The organism is Paenibacillus sp. FSL R7-0273 (genome assembly GCF_000758625.1).
Lineage (GTDB): Bacteria > Bacillota > Bacilli > Paenibacillales > Paenibacillaceae > Paenibacillus_AQ.
In genome coordinates this window covers 560,451-581,163 of the sequence record NZ_CP009283.1, presented here as the reverse complement: position 1 = coordinate 581,163, position 20,713 = coordinate 560,451, and the positions used below count along the sequence as shown (strand labels likewise).

18 protein-coding genes are annotated in these 20,713 nt (G+C 53.4%); 4 read left to right on the top strand and 14 right to left on the bottom strand.

What is annotated here, in order from left to right:
* Positions 1 to 374: 374 nt before the first annotated feature.
* Positions 375 to 1,625, bottom strand: a complete 1,251-nt coding sequence (gene mutY, locus R70723_RS02580; RefSeq protein ID WP_039869545.1) for an A/G-specific adenine glycosylase — start codon at positions 1,623 to 1,625, stop codon at positions 375 to 377.
* An 82-nt stretch (positions 1,626 to 1,707) separates the two neighbouring features.
* The gene (gene acpS, locus R70723_RS02575) at positions 1,708 to 2,100 is read right to left on the bottom strand and encodes a holo-ACP synthase (RefSeq protein WP_039869542.1); all 393 of its coding nucleotides are present in this window, start codon (positions 2,098 to 2,100) and stop codon (positions 1,708 to 1,710) included.
* A 227-nt stretch (positions 2,101 to 2,327) separates the two neighbouring features.
* On the opposite strand from acpS, the gene R70723_RS02570 reads away from it, so the two are divergent.
* Positions 2,328 to 3,161, top strand: a complete 834-nt coding sequence (locus R70723_RS02570; protein ID WP_039869541.1) for an alpha/beta hydrolase family protein — start codon at positions 2,328 to 2,330, stop codon at positions 3,159 to 3,161.
* Positions 3,162 to 3,244: 83 nt separating this feature from the next.
* On the opposite strand, the gene nadE is transcribed toward R70723_RS02570, so the two are convergent.
* The 3 genes from nadE to R70723_RS02555 form a co-directional block, all read right to left on the bottom strand.
* Positions 3,245 to 4,054: an NAD(+) synthase gene (gene nadE / locus R70723_RS02565; RefSeq protein WP_039869536.1), complete on the bottom strand. Its 810-nt coding sequence runs from the start codon at positions 4,052 to 4,054 to the stop codon at positions 3,245 to 3,247.
* 100 nt (positions 4,055 to 4,154) lie between these two features.
* Positions 4,155 to 4,589, bottom strand: a complete 435-nt coding sequence (locus R70723_RS02560) for a BrxA/BrxB family bacilliredoxin (protein ID WP_039869533.1) — start codon at positions 4,587 to 4,589, stop codon at positions 4,155 to 4,157.
* Between the two features lie 119 nt (positions 4,590 to 4,708).
* Positions 4,709 to 6,382: an ATP-binding protein gene (locus tag R70723_RS02555; RefSeq protein ID WP_052421160.1), complete on the bottom strand. Its 1,674-nt coding sequence runs from the start codon at positions 6,380 to 6,382 to the stop codon at positions 4,709 to 4,711.
* Between the two features lie 185 nt (positions 6,383 to 6,567).
* Here R70723_RS02555 and R70723_RS02550 point away from each other — a divergent pair, with 185 nt between their 5' ends.
* Complete coding sequence (locus R70723_RS02550; protein WP_039869530.1) at positions 6,568 to 7,830, top strand: BaiN/RdsA family NAD(P)/FAD-dependent oxidoreductase; 1,263 nt, start codon at positions 6,568 to 6,570, stop codon at positions 7,828 to 7,830.
* A gap of 66 nt (positions 7,831 to 7,896) precedes the next feature.
* Here R70723_RS02550 and R70723_RS02545 read toward each other — a convergent pair whose 3' ends face one another.
* The 3 genes from R70723_RS02545 to R70723_RS02535 all read right to left on the bottom strand — a co-directional run bounded on the left by R70723_RS02545 (position 7,897) and on the right by R70723_RS02535 (position 11,308).
* Positions 7,897 to 9,177 carry an ABC transporter permease gene (locus R70723_RS02545; protein ID WP_179088032.1) on the bottom strand — a complete coding sequence of 427 codons (1,281 nt, stop codon included), beginning with the start codon at positions 9,175 to 9,177 and terminating at the stop codon, positions 7,897 to 7,899.
* 14 nt (positions 9,178 to 9,191) lie between these two features.
* Positions 9,192 to 9,923 carry an ABC transporter ATP-binding protein gene (locus R70723_RS02540; RefSeq protein ID WP_039869525.1) on the bottom strand — a complete coding sequence of 244 codons (732 nt, stop codon included), beginning with the start codon at positions 9,921 to 9,923 and terminating at the stop codon, positions 9,192 to 9,194.
* 71 nt (positions 9,924 to 9,994) lie between these two features.
* The gene (locus tag R70723_RS02535; RefSeq protein ID WP_144027050.1) at positions 9,995 to 11,308 is read right to left on the bottom strand and encodes an MFS transporter; all 1,314 of its coding nucleotides are present in this window, start codon (positions 11,306 to 11,308) and stop codon (positions 9,995 to 9,997) included.
* 354 nt (positions 11,309 to 11,662) lie between these two features.
* On the opposite strand from R70723_RS02535, the gene R70723_RS02530 reads away from it, so the two are divergent.
* Complete coding sequence (locus R70723_RS02530) at positions 11,663 to 12,130, top strand: MarR family winged helix-turn-helix transcriptional regulator (RefSeq protein WP_039869523.1); 468 nt, start codon at positions 11,663 to 11,665, stop codon at positions 12,128 to 12,130.
* A 337-nt stretch (positions 12,131 to 12,467) separates the two neighbouring features.
* Here the strand turns inward: R70723_RS02530 and R70723_RS02525 are convergent, their stop codons facing one another.
* From R70723_RS02525 to R70723_RS02515, 3 genes are all read right to left on the bottom strand, one after another.
* Entirely contained in the window at positions 12,468 to 13,976 is a 1,509-nt protein-coding gene (locus R70723_RS02525; RefSeq protein WP_039869520.1) for an MDR family MFS transporter, read from the bottom strand.
* 32 nt (positions 13,977 to 14,008) lie between these two features.
* Positions 14,009 to 14,581, bottom strand: a complete 573-nt coding sequence (locus tag R70723_RS02520; protein ID WP_039869516.1) for a GNAT family N-acetyltransferase — start codon at positions 14,579 to 14,581, stop codon at positions 14,009 to 14,011.
* Between the two features lie 218 nt (positions 14,582 to 14,799).
* A complete protein-coding gene (locus R70723_RS02515; RefSeq protein ID WP_039869513.1) occupies positions 14,800 to 15,096 on the bottom strand; it encodes a hypothetical protein in 297 nt (98 codons plus the stop codon).
* Positions 15,097 to 15,305: 209 nt separating this feature from the next.
* Here R70723_RS02515 and R70723_RS02510 point away from each other — a divergent pair, with 209 nt between their 5' ends.
* A complete protein-coding gene (locus R70723_RS02510) occupies positions 15,306 to 15,785 on the top strand; it encodes a GAF domain-containing protein (protein ID WP_039869512.1) in 480 nt (159 codons plus the stop codon).
* Positions 15,786 to 15,864: 79 nt separating this feature from the next.
* Here R70723_RS02510 and R70723_RS02505 read toward each other — a convergent pair whose 3' ends face one another.
* From R70723_RS02505 to R70723_RS02495, 3 genes are all read right to left on the bottom strand, one after another.
* Positions 15,865 to 18,294 carry a glycogen/starch/alpha-glucan phosphorylase gene (locus tag R70723_RS02505; protein ID WP_039869509.1) on the bottom strand — a complete coding sequence of 810 codons (2,430 nt, stop codon included), beginning with the start codon at positions 18,292 to 18,294 and terminating at the stop codon, positions 15,865 to 15,867.
* Positions 18,295 to 18,398: 104 nt separating this feature from the next.
* Entirely contained in the window at positions 18,399 to 19,502 is a 1,104-nt protein-coding gene (glgD, locus tag R70723_RS02500; protein ID WP_039869507.1) for a glucose-1-phosphate adenylyltransferase subunit GlgD, read from the bottom strand.
* A gap of 21 nt (positions 19,503 to 19,523) precedes the next feature.
* Positions 19,524 to 20,687 (bottom strand): glucose-1-phosphate adenylyltransferase, encoded by a 1,164-nt coding sequence (locus R70723_RS02495; protein ID WP_039869505.1) that lies wholly within the window; start codon positions 20,685 to 20,687, stop codon positions 19,524 to 19,526.
* Positions 20,688 to 20,713 lie beyond the last annotated feature (26 nt).

Genomic DNA, 20,713 nt, shown 5'->3' with positions numbered 1-20,713 from the left:
TGCACACGCGCACGGATTAAGTTAAGTGTAAAAACATCATCTATTATTGGAAATCCCTCCCTTGAAGGAAGACTAGCTGGAAAAAAGACAACTAATTTTACTATTATCTGCCCTGTGGGAGGATTCCGCCTGTAATAACTGTCGATTTATCACCTAATGATCTAAAAAATCGAAAAACAGCAGAATTAGAGGACAAAAATCCAACTAAATCTTTGATGGTCACGAAGCCTCTGCAAACTTCTGGAGTACGATGGAAAACCCGGGGACAATCTGCGGCGCATTAGCTCGGCTACTTCCCGCTCTCCATAACTCCGCAAAAAAACAGCCTTGCCGGCAAATATACGGCAAGGCTGTTTTTTGAGGTGCAGGTGCAGCTACAGCTGCTCCTTCTCCGCTTCATCGAAGTAGCTGTTGAGCAGCTTGAGGAATACGTTGGGAAAGGCGTAGCCCGCCATGTCCTCACGGCGGATCCAGCGCACCGCGCCGGCGTCCTCCGGATGGTCCCCATCCGCGAAGGGCTCCGCCGGCAGCTTCCCGGCGGCCGGCTCAGCCGCCGCCCCATAGGACGCCCGCGCTTCTGCCGCCAGCGGCAGCGCAAGGGCGTCCTCCTCCCTGCAGATGTACACCTGCAGGGTCCAAACAATATGGCTGAACGTGTGCTCCGCAGCCGTCCAGTGCCCCTCAGGCCGGGCGGGGATCCCGGCCTGACGCAGGGACCGGCGCAGCCGGTCCAGCGCTGCCGCTTCCGGCAGCAGCGCTCCGGTGGCGCCGCCCTCCGCAGGCGGCGCCGGCCAGTGCGGCAGCTCCCACATGCGGGCTAACAGCCCGCTCTGTGGCCGCTGCCGGATCAGCACCTTACCGGCATGCTCGCCGCTGCCGGTAATGAGGGCCGCCAGCCGCTCCTCCGGGCGCGGCGGCTTGGCCTTGGTCTTGACGGGCAGCGAGGTCTCGCAGCCCGCCAGGCGCGCCGCGCAGTGCTCCATCACCGGGCAGATGAGGCAGCGCGGTGATTTCGGCGTGCAGACCAGCGCGCCAAGCTCCATCAGCGCCTGATTGAAATGCGAGGCTTCTCCCTCCGGGATCAGCTTTGCCGCCAGGCGCTCCATCTTTACACGGGTAGGCACCTTGGCGATGTCATCCTCCAGCAGGAAGTAGCGGGATAAGACCCGCATGACGTTGCCGTCTACTGCCGGCTCGGGCCGGTTGAAGGCAATGCTGAGGATGGCACCGGCCGTGTAAGGACCAACCCCCTTTAAGCCGAAGACCGCATCACGGTCATTCGGGACCTCGCCGCCGTACAGCTCCTTAACCTGCCGGGCCGCATGCTGCAGATTGCGGGCCCGCGAATAGTAGCCCAGCCCCTCCCAGCATTTCAGCACATCCTCCTCCGGAGCATCTGCGAGAGATTCTACCGTAGGGAATCGCTCAATGAACCGGTTAAAATAGGGAATAACCGTGTCCACTCTCGTCTGCTGCAGCATAATTTCCGAGATCCAGATGTAATACGGATTGCGGTGGCGGCGCCAAGGCAGATCCCGCCTCTGAACCATATACCACTCCAGCAGATTTGTGCTGAAAAACAACTCTACTTCCTGCTGCTGCTCTTGCTGTTTATCTGTTGTCATTCTTTGGCTCCTTACTTATATAATACCCTGCCTCTAATACCGTGGTCTTCCGCCCCTCTATGTCCCTTGGCCCTCACACCGCTCAGCCAATCCGCTCCAATACCGCAAAGGTTGAAGCCAGCTCCTGGCTGTGGGTAATAGTAAGATGAAGGATATGCGCTTCCCTGTCCAGACCCAGCCTCTGCCAGGCCCCCTCCGTGAGCTTCACACCCGGCTTGCCGGAGCTATCGGGCAGAATTTCTATATCCTGAAAGCCTACCTCACTGCCGATCCCGCAGCCCAGCGCCTTGACCACCGCTTCCTTCGCAGCAAACCGGCCGGAGACGAATTCAGGCAATCTGCCTGTCCGCCCTTCCGCCAGCTGCAGCTCCGCCGGGGTAAGAATACGCCGGATAAATTTGCCGCCGGATGCTTTGGCTAATATATCCTTCATGCGCCGGATCTCCAGCACATCATGTCCGATTCCATAAATCACAACTCCACACTCCTTATAAAAGTGCCGGCAGGTAATGCATGCTTTTAGTTTTCAATGTTTCATCTTCGATCTACAATCTCTAATCTTCAATCCTCAATCTGCTATCTTTCATTAAGCGCTTTACTAATGGTATTATCTTTATATACATTCTTGGTATTCTGGAATTATTATAGTCCGGGACTTATTTTCTGTCATATGATCTCTGATCAAAGAGAGGGGTTTCACCGATGAACCGTAACTTCGAATTGCCTGCCGGTGAGGATGCCGTACTGCGCTGCTCCCATTTCCCGGCCCGCAGCAAGGCTGCAAGCCTGATCGTCATCGCACACGGCTACAAGGGGTTCAAGGACTGGGGAATGTTTCCCCACCTCGCAGCCGAGCTGAGCCGTGAGCATGAAGTGATCTCCTTTAACTTCTCCCACGGCGGAATCGGCGAGGATCTGCAGAACTTTACCGAGCTCGAGAAATTTGCCCGCAATACTTACAGCCGGGAGCTCAGGGATCTGGAGATCCTGCTCTCCTATCTCAGCCAGCATCACAAATTCGGTGCGCTGCCCCTGTTCCTGCTGGGACACAGCCGCGGCGCCGGAGACAGTCTGCTCTACGCCCTGGATCATCCGGATGAAATTGCCGGTGTCATCTCCTGGAACGGGATCACTGACCTTGATCTGTTCACGGAGGAACAGAAGCAGGAGATGAGAACAGCCGGCCGCAGCCATGTTCTGAACGGGCGTACCGGTCAGCAGATGCCGCTTGATGCTGTAATTCTCGAGGACCTGGAACGCCAGGCCGAACGCTATAATATTCTTGAGCGGATGAAAGCGGCCCGTTTCCCGGCTGTCCTCATTCAGGGAACCGAAGACAGCGCCCGGCTGCGGGAGGGGTCCAGACAGTTGACCGGGCTCCGCCCCGATATCCGCTGGGTCCAGATCGAAGGCGGGGACCATACCTTTTGTACGGTTCACCCCTTTGCAGGAACTACCCCGCAGCTTGAGCAGGCTATATCCGCTTCGGACGCCTTTATCCATGAGACACTGGAGGGCCGGCGCAGCCCCCTGTAAACCGCACAGCAAAACCGCCGGAAAGACGGTGCTCCTCTTACTCCGGCGGTTGTTTTTGACCACTGATTATCCTTCACCCCCCGCTAGATCCCCGGGATGACGTTCCGTTTATGCGCAGTTCTCTTGTAATAACGCTCCAGCTTCTCCGCCGCTTCCGGACTGACCGGCTTGCCTTCCAGATAGTCACTGTTCTCATCATACGTTAAGCCAAGCTCGGTTTCATCCGTTTGTCCGGGCCACAGGCCTGCAGTCGGCGCTTTGGTCACAACCTCCTCCGGCACTCCCAGATAAACGGCGAGCTGGCGGACCTGGCGTTTGTTAAGCGTGCTAAGCGGGGTAATATCAACGGCTCCGTCGCCCCACTTGGTGTAGAAGCCGGTAATCGCCTCAGAGGCATGATCCGTACCCACTACGAGCAGATTATTCTCAAAAGCGAGCGCATACTGCATCACCATCCGGGTTCTGGCTTTTACATTCCCCTTGCCCTGATGCGTAATATGACGGTGCTGTCCCAGCGCCTTGAGGCTGTGCTCCACTTCCAGCGCAATCTCATTAACAGCTTCTTCAATATTGGTTTCAGCCTTATGGGTCAGCCCGAAAGCCTCCGCTACCGCATAGCTGTGCTCAATATCCTCCTGTTCACCGTAGGGCTGGAATACGCCGAGCGTAATAAAATCCTTGCCTTCCTCAGCAGTCAGCTCGTCCGTCGCCCGTTTGCACAGTCCTGCAGCAACCGCGCTGTCAACGCCCCCGCTGATGGCAATCAGCAGTCCCTGCGCACCGGCCTGGCGGACATAGGCCTTCAGAAAATCGACCCGTTTCTGCACCTCTGCCTCCACATTAATGGCCGGCTTGACTCCAAGGGCAGCAATAATCTCATTTTGCAGGCTCATTACTATTCCTCCGTTTCTGCATATCCTTCTATTCGAAAAAAAACCCCGCAGAGCCGGGCTTCCGGCCGCCGCGAGATTCCTCTGATTCATTACCCGTAATTTACTGGCAATAACGGTTAAATACTTCTTTCAGTTCAGCAGCAATTTCGCCCGCCGAGCGGTCCTCAACACCATGGCGCTCAATGAAATGAACGAGCTCCCCGTCCTTCATCAAAGCGATGGAAGGTGAAGACGGCGGATATGGAGCAAAATATTCACGCGCTTTGGCAGTGGCTTCCTTCTCCTGGCCTGCGAATACTGTATACAGGTGATCCGGCAGCAGTTCGTTCTGAAGAGCCTGGGCTACGCCGGGACGGCACTGCCCCGCTGCACAGCCGCACACAGAGTTAACAACAACAAGCGAAATTCCTTTTGCAGCTGGAAGTGCGGCTTCCACTTCTTCCGGAGTCAGCAGCTCCTGGAACCCGATACTTGTCAGGTCATCACGCATAGGCTGAATCGAATCCCGCATATATTGGCTAAACGACATGGACATTCTTCTGCACTCTCCTTTGCCTTTTCAGTGTTTAATTAGGCTGCTGTAACCGCAGCAATCACTAACTTTATTATACATACATACCCTGTGAAAGCAAGGAATACGGACTGGCTGCCCCCTTATCCGGCAAGGTTTTCTTCATTGGCTTCATAGGGCAGGGCGATCGTAAAAGCAGTCCCCTCCCCCACTACAGACTCCACGCTTATAGTGCCGTTATGCCGCTCTACAATACTCAGGCACAGCGGCAGACCGAGTCCTGTCCCCTGGCTCTTGGTTGTTAAGAAGGGGATAAATAAATCCGTGAGCTTATCCTGGGCAATTCCGCTTCCGGTATCCCTTACCGTCAGTTCAATTGTACCGCTGTTCATGCGCGTTTCCAGCGTCAGCACGCCTTTGGCATCCATTGCCTCCATCGCGTTGCGGGAGAGGTTCAGGATCAGCTGCTTGATCTCCCGGACATTCAGCTTGAGGAGCGGCAGCGCAGCGCATGTGTTCAGCTCAATGCTCTGGCCGCGCAGATTCGCGTCGGCCCAGAGCAGCGGAGACAGCTCTTCTATTATATGCTGAAGCTGAACCAGCTCTTTATCAGAGACCCTGCTCTGGGCCAAGGACAGGAAATCATTGATAATTCCGTTGGCACGGTCCAGCTCGTCCATTACAATCTGATAATACGAATCAAGCTCCCCCGGGCTTTTCTCCCGCATCAGCTGCAGGAAGCCGCGGACTACGGCCATCGGATTACGGATCTCATGCGTAATGCCTGCCGCCATCTGGCCTACCAGCGTCAGACGCTCCGCATGAACCAGTTCTGTCCGGATTTTCTCCTCCTCCGTTACGTCCTGGACAATCATCACGACCCCGTCCGGAGACACTGAGCCCTGCTGAACCGGGGTTGTGTAGATCTGATAGTTGTATTTACCGCAGATGATTTTGGCGTTGGAGCGCTGCTTGTTATCAATAACAGCCTTCAGCTGTATAAAGGTCTGTTCGTCCACGCTATCAGCGAACAGCACCGCGGCCGGCTTGGACAGAATCATTTCCCTTGTATAGTCAGGATAATGCCTCCGGATCAGCTTCAGCATAAATTCATTAAGCTCTGTGATATACCCGCTCTCATTCATGGACATAATATTCAGCTGTACGATGTCCGTAACCTGCTCAAGCTTTTTGGATTCCCACATGAACCGCTCCGACTGCCCCTTCATTTGCTCTTTAACCTGAACCTTATCCCAGGCGGTTTCAATACAAAAGACAAGCAGACCTCCGAGCAAAACAGTAACGAACAGATATATAATAACCAGTATCACCTCGGAAGTAAGCGTCCGGGCTTCCCGGATAATTTGCATATTAGGCAGCATAATTATAAAAAACATGCACGGAAACAGTACGGCCCACAGCAGCATAACCTTACCTGTCCTGCCGGCTTTATTAAATGACCGCGCCAGGCCGAAGAGCAGCGGATACAGCAGCACTCCGGAATTAATGATTATAGCCTGAAGTCCCGGCGGCTCCGAGAACAAAGCTGTGCAGGCCAGAAAATAGGCGGCCAGACCAAGCCCGGAACGGAAATTACCGTAGAGTATCCCGATAAAGGCTGGCAGCAGCGCCAGATTTAGATAGACCTCACCAGCCAGTGTGGAGGAAAGAATTGTACACAAGGCAATGCTGATTGTACAGCTGACAACGAGAAAGGACAGATCATCCGGGAGGCGCCGGTTTCTGCGGGTCATGTGCTGCCGGTCCAGCCACCACTGAAACAATAGTAAAAACGAGGAAGCTGCCGCTATCTGCAATAGAACATCCTTTATTTCCTCAATAATTGCAATCACTCCCTGAGTTAGGCAAAATACCCTTTCCAATAAAATTAAAGCATAGCCATGCATTTCTGACAACGAAATCCTGTATATACCGGTGACACTGCATTATCAGGCCCGCCGTGGTAAAATTAAAGCAAACAAACAGTTTGGGAGTTAATCAAATGAGATACGATGTAATCATAATCGGCGGAGGCTCCGCCGGACTAATGGCCGGTATTGCCGCAAGCAGCAAGGGCGGAAAGGTGCTTTTGCTGGAAAAAGGGGACAAGCTCGGACGCAAGCTGGGCATCTCCGGGGGCGGCAGATGTAATGTAACCAATAACAAAGAGATCGATGAGCTGATTAAATATATTCCGGGCAACGGCCGGTTTCTTCACAGCGCCTTTTCCCGGTTTAATAATAAGGATATTATCGCATTTTTTGAGAATTTGGGAATCCGGCTGAAGGAAGAGGACAATGGACGGATGTTTCCGGTCAGCGACAAAGCAAAAACCGTTGTGGACACCCTGGTCAATCAGGTGCGGAAGCAGGGTGTCCAGATCCGGCTGCATGCCCCGGTGCGTGAAATCCTCTATAAGGAGGCGCGGGTTAACGGTGTCCGGCTGCAGAACGGCGAGGTTATAGAGTCCCGCAGTGTAATCGTTGCCGCCGGCGGCAAATCTGTACCCCAGACCGGCTCAACAGGAGACGGATATCCCTGGGCGATGCAGGCTGGGCATACGATTACGGAGCTTTTCCCGACCGAGGTTCCGCTCACCTCCAATGAGCCTTTTATTCAAAGCAAGGAGCTGCAGGGTCTTTCCTTAAGAGAGGTATCTCTATCCGTTTGGAACCCCAAAGGCAAGAAGCTTGTTGAGCATCATGGAGATATGCTGTTTACCCACTTCGGCATTTCCGGGCCGATTGCCCTGCGCTGCAGCCAGTTTGTCGTTAAGGCGCTGAAGCAGTTTAGCAGCGGAAATATAGAAGTCTCAATTGATTTTTTACCGGAGAAGAGCAAGGAGCAGGTGTATGGCGAGACACTGAAGCTTGCTGAGCAGGAATCCAAAAAAGCAATCAAAAATGTGCTGAAGGGCTATCTGCCTGAGCGGATCATTCCGATCCTGCTGCAGAAGGCGGGGCTTCCCGATACGCTTACCTATGATAATATTCCTAAGCAGGACTGGCAGCAGCTTGCCCAGCTGGTCAAGCGTTTCCCGATCAGAGTGTACGGCACACTGTCGATTGAGGAGGCCTTTGTGACTGGCGGAGGCATTAATCTTAAAGAGGTTGATCCCAAAACGATGCAGTCGAAGCTGATGGAGGGACTCTATTTCTGCGGTGAAATTCTTGATATTCACGGCTACACCGGGGGCTACAATATTACAGCGGCTTTCTCAACGGGCTATATGGCCGGGGAAAATGCCGCCTCCCCGCAAGGATAATCAGTCGTTGCCAAAAAGCGTTGCCCGCAGTCCTGTGGGGCAACGCTTTTTGGTGCTTCTGAAATTCTAATGCTCCGTAAGCCGGATCGTGCTGTACATCCGGGCAACAAATGAGCCGATGCCGTAGCCGAGCGGGGCAAACAGCAGCAGCCCCCACCAGCCGTACAGCGGAATACATACCGCTGCCGAGCACAGCACTGCATATGGAACAGCCATAATCTGCATAGCCTTTGAGCCGGCCTCCGCCTTTTGCTTCTTGCTGAACGGGAGAATGCCGATGTAATCGTCTCCGGCAAAGAGCAGCCAGAAGGAGCTTAGCCAATAGCACATTAAGAGCGTTAGAACGGCTAGCAGGATCCACTTCAGAAAAGCAGGAGCAATAAGGAGTGCAGTCGTTGATACGCCTGTAAACGATAAATACAGCTTCAGATGACCCGGATTGCGGACCAGCGCCTTTATCCCTGCCGCCGTAAAACGGCCTTCAGGCTGCCTTGATGATAACAGCGGCTGTGATCTGCGGAAAATCCAAGGCTTGTACCTGGTCGGACGCGGCTTATCCAGCACACCGCGCAGCAGCAGGCCGGCGATTCTCATCCGTTGCTTATAATCCTCACGCACATCACTGAGAAAGGTCCCCTGCAGCAGGAGACGGTAACGGAGAGTCCAGACCGTTACTGCTGTATATAAGGCAGCTGCAGCCAGGAGCAGCAATGGCTTGTCCTTCCATTGCAGCGCCAGCCATACATATAGCCCGGACGGCACCGTAGCAGCCGGAAGCAGCCACAGCCAGCGGCGGAAGCCCTGGAGCTGCACCCTGACGATATGTCCCAGCAGCTTAATGCTCCAGCCGGCAGCAACCGTCAACAGCAGCAGCGCTCCGGCTGCTGACGGGCTAAGCCCGTAGCCGCGTATGATAAAAGGAAGCAGGACCGCATACACTGCGGCTATTTTGAGCGCTGTCACGGTCAGGCTGTAGATTACTCCGCGCAGCAGAATGCTTCTAATCCAGTTCTGCCGCTGCCTGAGAAACAGCAGATCCCCCTCCTGCAGCAGCAGGACCATCCCGCCGGTCAGCAGCAGTACTGCCAGCGCAAGCGGGATGAGTATAAACGGGATTACCGATACCCATCCAGGCATCTCCCCGGACCAGAAGCCGTAATAGAAGCGGCCGCCCAGCAGGCCTCCGGGAATGATTAAATAGAGCAGGACCGTCCAGTCCACCGCTGTCCGGATAATAGCCGTCTGCTCCCGCCAATGGGAGAACAGACGCCGGCGGAAGAGGCACGGTCCGGTAGGAAAGGCATAGCCGGTACCACCTGCACGGCCTTCATGATGCTTCGCAGCCATATGCTCACGCTCCCTCATGTCAGCTCGTCGAAGCAATCAAACAACGACCCCTCCGGCAAATCGGCGATATCCCGGATTTCCTCCAGCGTGCCTGTTGCCGCTATTTCACCGCCGGAGATCAGCACGAAGCTGTCGCAGATTTTCTCAGCCGTATCCAGTACATGTGTAGACATAAGCACACCTGCACCCCGCTGCCGCTCAGCTTCCAGCAGACGCAAAAAGTCCTTGGTAGCCCTGGGGTCCAGCCCGATAAACGGCTCGTCCACGATATAGACGTCAGGCTGAACAAGAAAGCCGAGCATCAGCATCATTTTTTGCTTCATGCCCTTGGAGAAGCCCGCCGGAAGGTCATCGCGCACATGTCCCATTCCGAACTGCACCAGCAGCTTCTCTGCAGCCGTTTCAAACTGCTCATAGGGCAGTCCATAGGCCGCAGCAGCCAGATCCAAATGCTCCCAAAGCGTCAGATCCTCATAAAATACCGGCTGCTCCGGCACATATGCATACGATTTATTCGCTCCGCCAATTGTCACTTTGGCTTTGGCATGCTTTAGCAGGCCGAGCAGGGTTTTAATGGTCGTGCTTTTACCGGCACCGTTCGGTCCGATCAGTCCCAGCAGCTCACCCCGCCGGACCTGAAAGGAAATATCAGCTATCCGCATATCCCCGGCCTCGTATCCGGCCTCCTCGATATCTACATCCAGAACGATCTCCCGTTCTTCCTCAATCTCCTGTAATTCTTCCATACTGCTTCCCATCTCCTAATGTTAAATACCTTTGTCCCGGAGATATTCCGGTCTTTTTACCATTATACGGATTATGGCCGGGAGACTTCAAACATTACTTGAGGCTCTATTCCGGCGGCCCTGTCCCTGGTCTCGATCCGCCCGCTCAGCAGCAGCATGGCAAGGCCAAGCAGTGCTGATAACACACCGGATAAGATAAAAGCAGGAACAGCCCCGGAAGCTGTTACAAGTGCCCCGCCCGCCACAGGTCCGAGAATAGCAGCAGCGCTGGTCAGGCTATTCACCGTTCCGAACACCCTCCCTGTATAAGCTTCCGGTGTCCGCCGCTGCAGCATTGCATAAAATGGAATAAACACAAGCCCCGCCCCTGCCCCCGCTGCCGCAAACGAGCTGAATAATATAATGTTCATCCACAATCCTGCCTCCCCGTGGGCAGTAACCAGTGCAGCGGCGGCAAATACAGAGCCCATAAGGATGGCGCCTGCGCTCATCGAGATTAGCGGCCGCCTGCCGGTGCGGCTTATGGCAAGCGCTGACAGCAGTGTTCCAAGTCCGCTGGCAGCCAGGCACCAGCCAAGCATATCGCCGCTGATGCCGGGAATGTCCCGGAACAGTGTTACCGTCTGGGAATCAGCCATCTGCAGCACCAGCAGTACTGTCACCAGCATGACAAGCCCGCCCAGTATAGCAGGCATTCCGGTAATCAGCCGGAGACCGGCGCCTGCCTCCAGAAGAAAGGGTGCGCGGTCCGGCAATTGCTGGGCTGCTTCCGTTGATCTGGCTGTCTTGTACTGTCCTGCGCGCGGCACCGCCAGCAGGATGGCGGCAGAGAGCAGATAGGTAGCTGAGTCCAGCAGATAGCAGGCTGAAATTCCGAACGCCGCAACAAGCAGGCCTCCGAAGGCCGGGCCGATGATCTTGGTGATCTGCTCAATTGATGAGCTCAAAGCAACAGCACGGTCCATTTGGCTGGAGGGAACAAGCTCCTTGAGCTTGCCGCTTTTCGCCGGAGAGAACAGGACATCCATCATGCCCTTGGCTATGAGCAGCAGGTAAACCTGCCACAGGGAGCCGGCAAATACAAGACAGGCTACAAGTCCGGCACGGATAAGGTCCGAACCGATCATGATAGCCTTTCGGTCAAGGGTATCGCTCAGATACCCTGCCAACGGTCCCCCAAGCAGCATGGGTACCGCCATACACATTGAAATCGCCGTAATCTCCCAAGGACTAGCCTGCCATTTCAGCCCGACCATAGTCAGCAGGGCAAGGAAATGCAGCCAATCGCCTATATTAGAAATCAGCTGTGCAGCAATCAGCAGCATAAACGGCCGGTTAGCGGTCAGCTTTTCATCCGCCGACGCTGCCTTGTTTGGTTCCATCATTATTTCGTCCTCCCGCATCTGCATTTTTGAATTAATAGTACGGGAAAACTGCCCAGTTCCTCATCAATCTGCAGCTGTAATTATCTGCAGTTCCCGGGACGGAAAGCCCTCTGCTGCCGGAGGCGGAGCGCAAATTTGACACTCTTTTGCCCAAAAAAGAGTCACCGTCAAAAAAAATGTTTGATTTTTAATAATTAAAAGTGTGCTCATTGTGACAAATCACATGTTCTTGAACCCTTGTTTGACGTATTGTAAGGATATCTTAAGGTTAACTGCGCTTTAATAGTGCAGCCGGATCAATGATTCCTTACGTACAGGGCGACCTGCACGACTAACGATAGAGGGTGGAGAAGCATGATACAATCCTATGAACGCGACACTCAGTTAACACTGCATTTGTACCGGGTATTTGCCAAGTCTTTCAAGAGTATTAACGAGCATGCCGTTACCGGAAGCAAGATTGAGGGATTTAATCCTACAGCCTTTGCCGTCATGGAGGTTCTATATTACAAGGGGCCTCAGCCGATTCAACAGATCGGAGCCAAGCTGCTGCTGCAGAGCGGCAATGTCACTTACGTCATTGATAAGCTTGAAGAACGCGGCTACCTGCAGCGCAAGCCTTGTGCCAATGACCGCCGTGTGATCTTTGCTGAATTAACAGCTGAAGGCGAGCAGCTAATGAGTGAAATGTATCCGAAATACTCGGAGCGCCTGCACCTGGCCTTCAGCGGACTGAATGATGAAGAGAAGGAACAGATGATTGTCCTGCTCAAGAAGATGGGCCTGCAGGCTGAGAAGCTCTCACCGCTGCCCCGTAAATAACTTACAGGCAAATCAATTATTGTGAATGAATTCACTAATTGTATCTGCATATAACCGATCTGCAGGTACGATGATACCGGAATTATCAGGAAACAACGGTACTTTTACTGTTGTTGCCTGTCATCACGCCGGATTCGCTCAATTTAACGGTACTTTTACCGTTGTTTCCTGCCAGCCCGCCGGATTCGCTTAATTTAACGGTACTTTTACCGTTGTTTGGGGTCATCACGCCAGTTGCAATGCATTTCAACGGTATTAATAACAAACGGCTGCACTATCCTGAGGGACAGTGCAGCCGTTTCTTTTAAGGCTCACTATATAATGTTTATGCCCTGCTCTATGCTTCCTTCACCTGTTTAATCTCCTCACCCAGCGAAGGCAGGCCCTGGCGCAAGCCCGAGGATATAATCAGTGACAGGACAGCCAATACAGCCATTATGATAAACAGGGAATGCAGGCCTCCCTCCAGCGCTCCGTGCAGGCTGTTCCAGGCATCGCCGGTCAGTGTGCTGCTGCCGTGCGGGTTCAGCAGGCTGCTGATATCAGCTCCGCTAACCTCAGTCCCCGGCTGAGCTGCCAGCTGCCTGGCGATGCTCAGATTCAGCCAGGAGCCGAACACCGCGACTCCGACCGTCTGACCGAGTGAGCGCGTGAAGGTATTCAGCGCTGTCGAGGCGCCGCGCTGCTCATGCCCGACGGAGGACTGGGCAATAATGGTGAATACAGTAGATGCATAACCGAATCCAACGCCGCAGAACAGCATGAGAACCACAAGCATCAGCTGTGAGGTACCTGCAGTCATGAACGCAAGTCCAACCGAACCTGCGGCAATAAGGGATAATCCCAGCATGCCTGTCCGGCGCGAGCCGGCGCGCAGAATCATCCGGCCTCCGGCAATGGAGCCAACCGTCCAGCCGACAGACATCGGGGCCAGCAGCAGACCGGAGAGCGCCGCGCTTTTGCCGAACACCCCCTGCACCCACAACGGTATATAGGTGGACAGGCCTATAATTAAAGTGCTGACCAGCAGATTGGCTCCCGTCGACACGGCAATATTACGGATGGAGAACAGGGACAGCGGAAGCATCGGCTCCGGTGCGCGGCGTTCCACAACGAGGAATATCCCCAGTAAAATAACCGCTGTAACCAGCAGGCCAATCAGCAGCGGAGAGGTCCATGCCAGATTCTGCCCGTCTGCAGTAAGGGCAAACAGCAGCGCACTTACACCTGCCGCGAACAGCAGCACCCCGGCCACATCAATCTTCGCCGTGCGTTTTACCTTTTCTTCCTTCAGGTAACGGGCGATAAATAGAATCGACAGCAGGCCAAAGGGGAGATTAAATACAAACACCCAGCGCCAGCTCAGATAATCAACCACATAACCGCCCAGCAGCGGACCCACAAGCGAGGAAATTCCCCAGACGGAGCTCAGCAGCCCCTGTGTCTTGGCACGCTCCTTAATGCTGTATATATCTCCGATAATCGTAAAGGTCACCGGAATAAGCGCGCCAGCCCCGATACCCTGAATGGCCCGGAACACGATCAGCTGCCCCATGCTCTGCGAAATCCCGCACAGCAGGGAACCCAGCAGGAAAACAGCCGCTCCCCCCATAAAGACCGGCTTACGGCCGATCAGATCGCTCAGCTTGCCGAATATCGGCGTTGTAACAGCCATCGTCAGCAAATAGGCAGTAAAAATCCAGCTTAGCCACTGGATGCCCTGAAAATCACCGACGATTGCCGGTCCGGCCGGGCCGGTAACGGTTCCCTCGATGGCAGCCAAAAAGGTGGCCAGCAGAACTCCTGTTAATATAAGCTTGCGCTCTCTTGCTCCTGGTGTACTCAATGAAATCCAGATCCCCTCTATGTATTATCACGCTAAATCCCTAAGCGGCTAATCGGTCTGTCACTGCGCAGCAGGGCAAACAATACCGCATCCTGAAAGCCGGTACCGGTATGCCTGTATTGGCGCAGCAGCCCTTCCTGCAAAAAGCCCAGCGCACTAAACAGCCCGGCTGCCCTTGTGTTGCCGGGATGGCATAACGCTTCAATCCGGTTTAACCCCATCGTGCGGAAGCCAAAATCGAGTATAAGCTCCAGTGCCTCCCTCATATAACCCTGTCCCCAACAATCTGGTGACAGCTCACAGCCGATTTCTCCCCGGTATGCTCCGGCCAGCTGCCACTGGTTATAGCCGCAGCTGCCGATGATCCTCCCGTCCGGAAGAACGATACTCCAGCGCAGGCTTTCTTCTTCCCTGGACATTTGCAGCAGCAGCCCGATCAGCTGCTCCGCATCAGCGGGCGAGGCCAGCGGCGGGGCTTCCAGCCAGCGGCCGACCGCCGGATGGGTCCAAATCTCATACAAGGCTGCTGCATGAGATACATCAATAGCGTGCAGCTCCATTCTGGCTCCGCGCAGTACCGGGGTTACCCCGCCGCTAATATACACGATTTTCCGCTCCCCTCTCTCTTCATATAATAAGTATACATCATATGTAAGGATTCCCCGAGCAAATGAAGAACAAGCCAGTCTGACATTCCCGGCCGGCCCAGGCACGACAAAAAGCGCCGCACGGGCGGAAGACCGCCCTGATACTGACGCTGCTCATAAATTGAATAATTCATTGCATTCTTTTACATAAACCAGCCAGCCGGCCTATACTTATCTTAAGCCTTTGCTGCCGCCTGAGCCGGAGTAAGCACCTCAGAGCATAACACCTGAAGCTTTTCCTGAATATGTTTGAACTCTTCCAATCCCGTACCGGTAATGCTGAAAGCATCGCCATGGGCAGTCAGGAAGTTTTCCTGGGTAAGCCGCTCCAGCTCCTGCTTCACTTCGCGTTCCGCAACCCGGTATCCCAGGTTCTCAAGCTCGGGCAGCATATCCGACAGTGTCAAATCCCTCTCATGTGCAATATAAAGCATATGGATTCCTATGAACAAATTCTGTACATCGGCGCGCATATTCCACTCCTTCCGGCCAAGAGCCTATGATATATTAAGCATTACCCTGGCAGAAGGATGCGGAAACACTGCCGCAGCTCCATATAAGTCTTCTATTGTGATTTATGCAAAATTACGGTAAAGCTTGACGGGCCGAGTCCGGCTGTACTATGGTGTTATTTACAGTTATATTTTCATTACTGATTCAAGGTACAGGAAGGTGATGCTTCATGTTTCAGGCAATGCCCTATGACGGCACACGCAGTGAACGGTTCGAAGCCGTACTGTCACAGCTTGCCGCACTGATCGAGGGTGAGCCGAGTGCAGTTGCCAATCTGGCAAATGCTTCGGCGCTGCTCAAATTCTCTATGCCGGATACCAACTGGGCCGGATTCTACTTATTTGACGGCAAGGAGCTTGTCCTCGGACCGTTTCAGGGGCTTCCGGCATGCATCCGTATACCGCTGGGCCGCGGAGTCTGCGGAACGTCTGCTGCAGAGCGCCGGACGCTTGTGGTTGACGATGTCCACGCCTTCCCGGGACATATCGCCTGCGATGCCGCATCGAACAGCGAGATTGTCGTCCCGCTGATCAAGGATGATCAGCTTCTCGGTGTGCTTGATATTGACAGCCCGCTCAAGCACCGGTTTGATGACGAGGAGCGGCGCTTTCTTGAGCGATTTGCAGCCAAGATTGCCGAAGTAATGTAAGCCGGCACCCACAGATAAGGCCGCCGCAGATTCAGGTACTCCCTGATCTGCTGCGGCCTCTTTGTTTCATACAGGCTGATTATCTGACCGGATTGATTCTCCAGATTTCAGCCGCATAGCGGCTGATCGTATTGTCGCTGGAGAATTTGCCGGAGTGCCCGATGTTGACAATCGACTTCTTCAGCCATTCACGCTGATTGCGGTAGGCAAGGTCGATTTTGACGTGTGTCTCTACATAGCCGGCAAAATCCTTAAGCACAAAAAATTCGTCATTATTATCGAGCAGCGACTGGTACAGTGTATCAAATTCCTGGGTATTGCAGCAGATTGGCCCAGGCGTTACCAGCTGGTCCAGCACTTCCTTAACACGCCCGTCGCCATAATAGATATCGCGGGAATGATAGCCGCCGAACTGATGATAATCCATGACCTGCTCCGCCCGCAGCCCGAACAGGAACATATTGCTGTCACCGACCATTTCATGCATCTCCACATTTGCCCCGTCCATCGTACCGATAGTCAGTGCACCGTTCATCATGAATTTCATATTCCCGGTACCGGAGGCTTCCTTACTTGCTGTAGAGATCTGTTCACTGACATCAGCTGCCGGAATAATCTTCTCTGCCAGCGAGACTGAATAGTTCTCCAGGAAGAAGATGCGGATCTTTCCTTTAATATCAGGGTCCTTGTTCACAACATCAGCTACCGTGTTAATCAGCTTGATGATCCGCTTCGCCAGATGATAGCTTGGCGCCGCCTTCGCCCCGAAGATAAAGGTACGCGGTACCATATCCATAGACGGGTTATCCTTCAGCTGGTTATACAGGTGCATAATATGCAGAATGTTCAGCAGCTGGCGCTTATAGGCATGCAGCCGCTTGACCTGCACGTCAAAGATTGAATCCGGGTCAACCTGAACGCCGTGCTTCTTCGTGATGTACTCGGCCAGCCGCAGCTTATTGCGCCGTTTGATCGCCGCAACCTGCTCCTGGAAGGAGGCATCCTCACTATATTTAATCAGCCCGATCATCTCCTGCGGCTGATGAATCCAGCGTGTACCGATCGAATCATTGATCAGACTGGTAAGCTCAGGATTGGCATGCATCAGCCAGCGGCGGTGTGTGATGCCATTTGTTTTGTTATTGAACCGGTGCGGATACATCTCATTGAACAAGCGCATTTCACGCTTCTGCAAAATTTCGGTATGCAGTGCGGCTACCCCGTTAACACTGTGGCTGGCCACAATCGCAAGGTTCGCCATCCGAACCTGATCATCATGAATGATCGCCATCTGGTTAATCCGGTTCTGGTCGCCGGGGTATTTGCTCATCAGCTCACCGCAAAACCGGGCATTGATCTCCTCGATAATCAGGAAAATCCGCGGCAGCAGCTCCTTGACCATATTCATCGGCCATTTCTCAAGCGCTTCGCTGAGGATCGTATGATTCGTATACGAAACCATACGGGTCGTCATATCCCAGGCTGTGTTCCAGCCGAGGCCGTGCTCATCCATCAGAATCCGCATCAGCTCGGGAATCAGCAGGGTCGGGTGGGTATCATTGATATGGAGCGCTACTTTGTCCGGCAATGCTTCAATCGGCGCTCCGGTCTTGCTGAAGGTGCGCAGAATACTCTGTACGCCTGCACTGCACAGGAAGTACTGCTGCTTCAGCCGGAGCAGCTTGCCCTCATACTGCGAGTCATCCGGGTACAGGAATTCAGAAATGGATTCCACGGAGCGTTTATACTCCAGGAACTTGTGATAATCCGAGCCGGCCAGCGAGCCGGACATCCGGGAAGCCGGGGTAATCGACTCGGCACTCCAGTTGCGCAGCGTATTAACATGCTTGCGGTCAGCGCCGATCACCGGAACATCGTAAGGCACTGCGCGTACCGCTTCATAATCCCTATGCTCAAATTTCAGCTCGCCGTTTTCTTCACGGGTCTCAATCCCGCCCCAGAAACGGACCTCCACCTGTTTGTCTTCCCGGCGCACTTCCCATACATTGTCGTTCTGCAGCCAGTAGTCAGGCAGCTCTACCTGATAGCCGTCTACGATCTTTTGCTCAAACAACCCGTATTTGTAACGGATGCCGCAGCCATGTCCCGCATACTGCAGGGAGGCGAGTGAATCGAGAAAACAGGCAGCCAGCCGGCCGAGGCCGCCATTGCCCAGCCCCGCATCCGCTTCTTCCTCCTCTACCTCGCGCAGATCGAAGCCCAGCTCCTGCAGACCATCGCGCACTACCTCCAGCACACCCATATTCAGCAGGTTATTGCCAAGCAGCCTGCCGATCAGAAATTCCATTGAGAAGTAATAGACCTGCTTCTCCTGGCTGATCTTGTATTTGTGGTTTGTATCAGCCCAGTTCTTCCCTGCATTCTCACGGATCATATTGCCCAAAATCTTGTACACTTCACCATTCGATGCTTCTTCCAGCGGCTTGCCGAGTTTACTGATCAGTGTCTCGCGGAATACCTTCTTGAAGCTTTCTTTGTCGTTAAACAACAGCAGGTTCCTCCAGTCGGATGTGTATTTGTATGAGATACATGGCCTCTATGGAAAGTCAGGACCAGCCGGGCTGTGCTTACATAGCCCGGCTGATCCTGGGGTTAAATTTTGCTGCTCTTGGCGATGACAAACGGACGCTTGCTATCCCCGACGAGTATCCGGTCCTTGCTGAGATGCACGTCCTTATCCATAATTACATTTTCAATTACCGCATTCGCTTCAATCACACATTTCTGCATAATGACCGAATTGACGATTCTCGCACCCTCACGGATCTGCACGCCCCGGAAAATCACGCTGTTCTCGACGGTTCCGCCGATAATACAGCCGTTGGCCACCAGGGAATTAGTGACGTTCGCGCTGTCCAGATAGCGGGTGGGCGCTTCATATTTGATCTTGGTCTGCACCGGGTTTTCTTTGAACAGACCCAGATAATTCTCCTGTTTAAGAAGCTCAAGACTATTCTTGTAATAGCTCTCCAGTGAATTGATAACGGCATGATAGCCCTTATATTCATAGCCGGCAATTTTGAAGTTGGCCCGGTTCTTCTGAATCACATCACGGAAGAAGAAGCTCTCCCCGTGCGCAATGCAGTACTCCACCTGCTCCAGGAATAATTTCTTTTCCATGATGAAAATATCAAGATACACATTGGGATGATGCTTCTCCTGATGAATCTCGGTAACGATATTATCCTCATTTAATTCAAGCCGCAGGCAGGGGTCATGCTCAGGCTGAAGCTGATCGGTCGCCTTGTAGACGAGCGTGACATCAGCCCCCTTTTCCAGATGGTACTGGAAGACATCCTGCAGATCAACCGTATTAATATGCTGGCTTCCCGAGAAAACAATGTATTTGGCGGATGCTCTTTTGAAAAAATCGAGGTTATTGTGATAATGCTGCAGGTCGCCGATAGATGTATCCGTCGGATCGTTCCAGTCAGGCGGCAGAATGAACAGCCCCCCGTGCTTGCGGTTCATATCCCAGGACTTGCCGTCACCGAGATGGTCCATCAGCGAACGGTATTTGCGGCGGACAAACAGCCCGACACTCTCCAGCTCCGCTCTCATCATATTCGACAGCACGAAATCGATCAGCCGGTAACGGCTGGCAAAAGGCACGGCCGCCCCGCAGCGGAAATAGGTTAATTCGTTCAATTTGTCCAGTTCATGATCAAGATTAATTACGCCCATAAGCTCTTTCATCGCGGTCACCGTCCTCTAAAATTATATGGTTTTGGCTGCAACTGTTTTGCGTTTTTTGCTACGATTGTCGATCAGCAGAATCTCATCCTCATTCTCCCGGTCAGCGCCGATCTCCATATAATCCTCGATTACTGTATTCTCGCTGATGATTGCCTTATGAATTCTTACGTTCTTGCCGATCTTCACCTTGGGCATAATAACAGAGTCGGTAATGACACTGCCTTCGCCCACCTCCACGCCGTAGAACAGCACGGAATGCTTCACTTCCCCGCGCACAATGCAGCCCTCATTAATAATGCAGCTCGACACTTTGGCTTCCGGAGCCACATATTGAGCAGGCTGGTTCGGGTTGCGGGTGAAGATACGCCAGTTCGGATCATTCAGATTCAGCGGCGGGTGATCGCTCAGCAGATCCATGTTGGCTTCCCAAAGGCTGGTTACCGTACCAACGTCTCTCCAGTATCCTTCAAATGGATAGGCATACAGGGAATTGCCGTCCGCCAGCATGAGCGGAATAATGTCCTTCCCGAAGTCATGAGAGGAATCCGGCTTCTCGCCGTCCTCCAGCAGGTGCTTGCGAAGAACCTCCCATTTAAAAATATATACACCCATCGAAGCCAGTGTGCTCTTCGGTTTAGGGGGTTTTTCTTCAAATTCGTAAATCTTCAGGTCTTCCTCGGTATTGAGAATGCCGAAACGGCTTGCCTCCTCAAGAGGAACATCAATGACAGAGATGGTGCAGTCCGCATTTCTGGACTTGTGATACTGCAGCATAGCGTTGTAATCCATTTTGTAAATATGGTCGCCCGATAAAATAAGCACATGCTCGGGGTCGAACTGGTCAACAAATTTCAGATTACGGTAAATCGCATCAGCCGTCCCGCGGTACCAGCTGCTTCCGTTTTCCCGTTCATGCGGAGGCAGTACGAATACACCGCCATCCTTACGGTTCAAATCCCAGTCACCGCCTACTCCGATGTATGAGTGCAGGACCAGCGGCTCATACTGCGTCAGCACGCCAACCGTATCGATTCCCGAATTCGAGCAGTTGCTCAGCGGAAAGTCAATAATCCGGTAGGTTCCTCCAAAATATACAGCCGGCTTGGCAAGTGATTTGGTCAATCCCTTCAGCCTTTTCCCTTGGCCTCCCGCCAATAGCATGGCTACCATTTCTTTTTTCTTCATGGAAGAGCCTCCTTGACATATGGATA

Bases quoted from the DNA above. Each gene is read 5' to 3' on its own strand.
- R70723_RS02570 (WP_039869541.1), top strand. From the start codon at position 2,328: ATGAACCGTAACTTCGAATTGCCTGCCGGTGAGGATGCCGTACTGCGC.
- R70723_RS02535 (WP_144027050.1), bottom strand. From the start codon at position 11,308: ATGATGGAACCAAACAAGGCAGCGTCGGCGGATGAAAAGCTGACCGCT.
- R70723_RS02545 (WP_179088032.1), bottom strand. From the start codon at position 9,177: ATGGCTGCGAAGCATCATGAAGGCCGTGCAGGTGGTACCGGCTATGCC.
- R70723_RS02530 (WP_039869523.1), top strand. From the start codon at position 11,663: ATGATACAATCCTATGAACGCGACACTCAGTTAACACTGCATTTGTAC.
- R70723_RS02495 (WP_039869505.1), bottom strand. From the start codon at position 20,687: ATGAAGAAAAAAGAAATGGTAGCCATGCTATTGGCGGGAGGCCAAGGG.
- R70723_RS02540 (WP_039869525.1), bottom strand. From the start codon at position 9,923: ATGGAAGAATTACAGGAGATTGAGGAAGAACGGGAGATCGTTCTGGAT.
- glgD (WP_039869507.1), bottom strand. From the start codon at position 19,502: ATGAAAGAGCTTATGGGCGTAATTAATCTTGATCATGAACTGGACAAA.
- mutY (WP_039869545.1), bottom strand. From the start codon at position 1,625: ATGACAACAGATAAACAGCAAGAGCAGCAGCAGGAAGTAGAGTTGTTT.
- R70723_RS02515 (WP_039869513.1), bottom strand. From the start codon at position 15,096: ATGCGCGCCGATGTACAGAATTTGTTCATAGGAATCCATATGCTTTAT.
- nadE (WP_039869536.1), bottom strand. From the start codon at position 4,054: ATGAGCCTGCAAAATGAGATTATTGCTGCCCTTGGAGTCAAGCCGGCC.
- R70723_RS02510 (WP_039869512.1), top strand. From the start codon at position 15,306: ATGTTTCAGGCAATGCCCTATGACGGCACACGCAGTGAACGGTTCGAA.
- R70723_RS02550 (WP_039869530.1), top strand. From the start codon at position 6,568: ATGAGATACGATGTAATCATAATCGGCGGAGGCTCCGCCGGACTAATG.
- R70723_RS02560 (WP_039869533.1), bottom strand. From the start codon at position 4,589: ATGTCCATGTCGTTTAGCCAATATATGCGGGATTCGATTCAGCCTATG.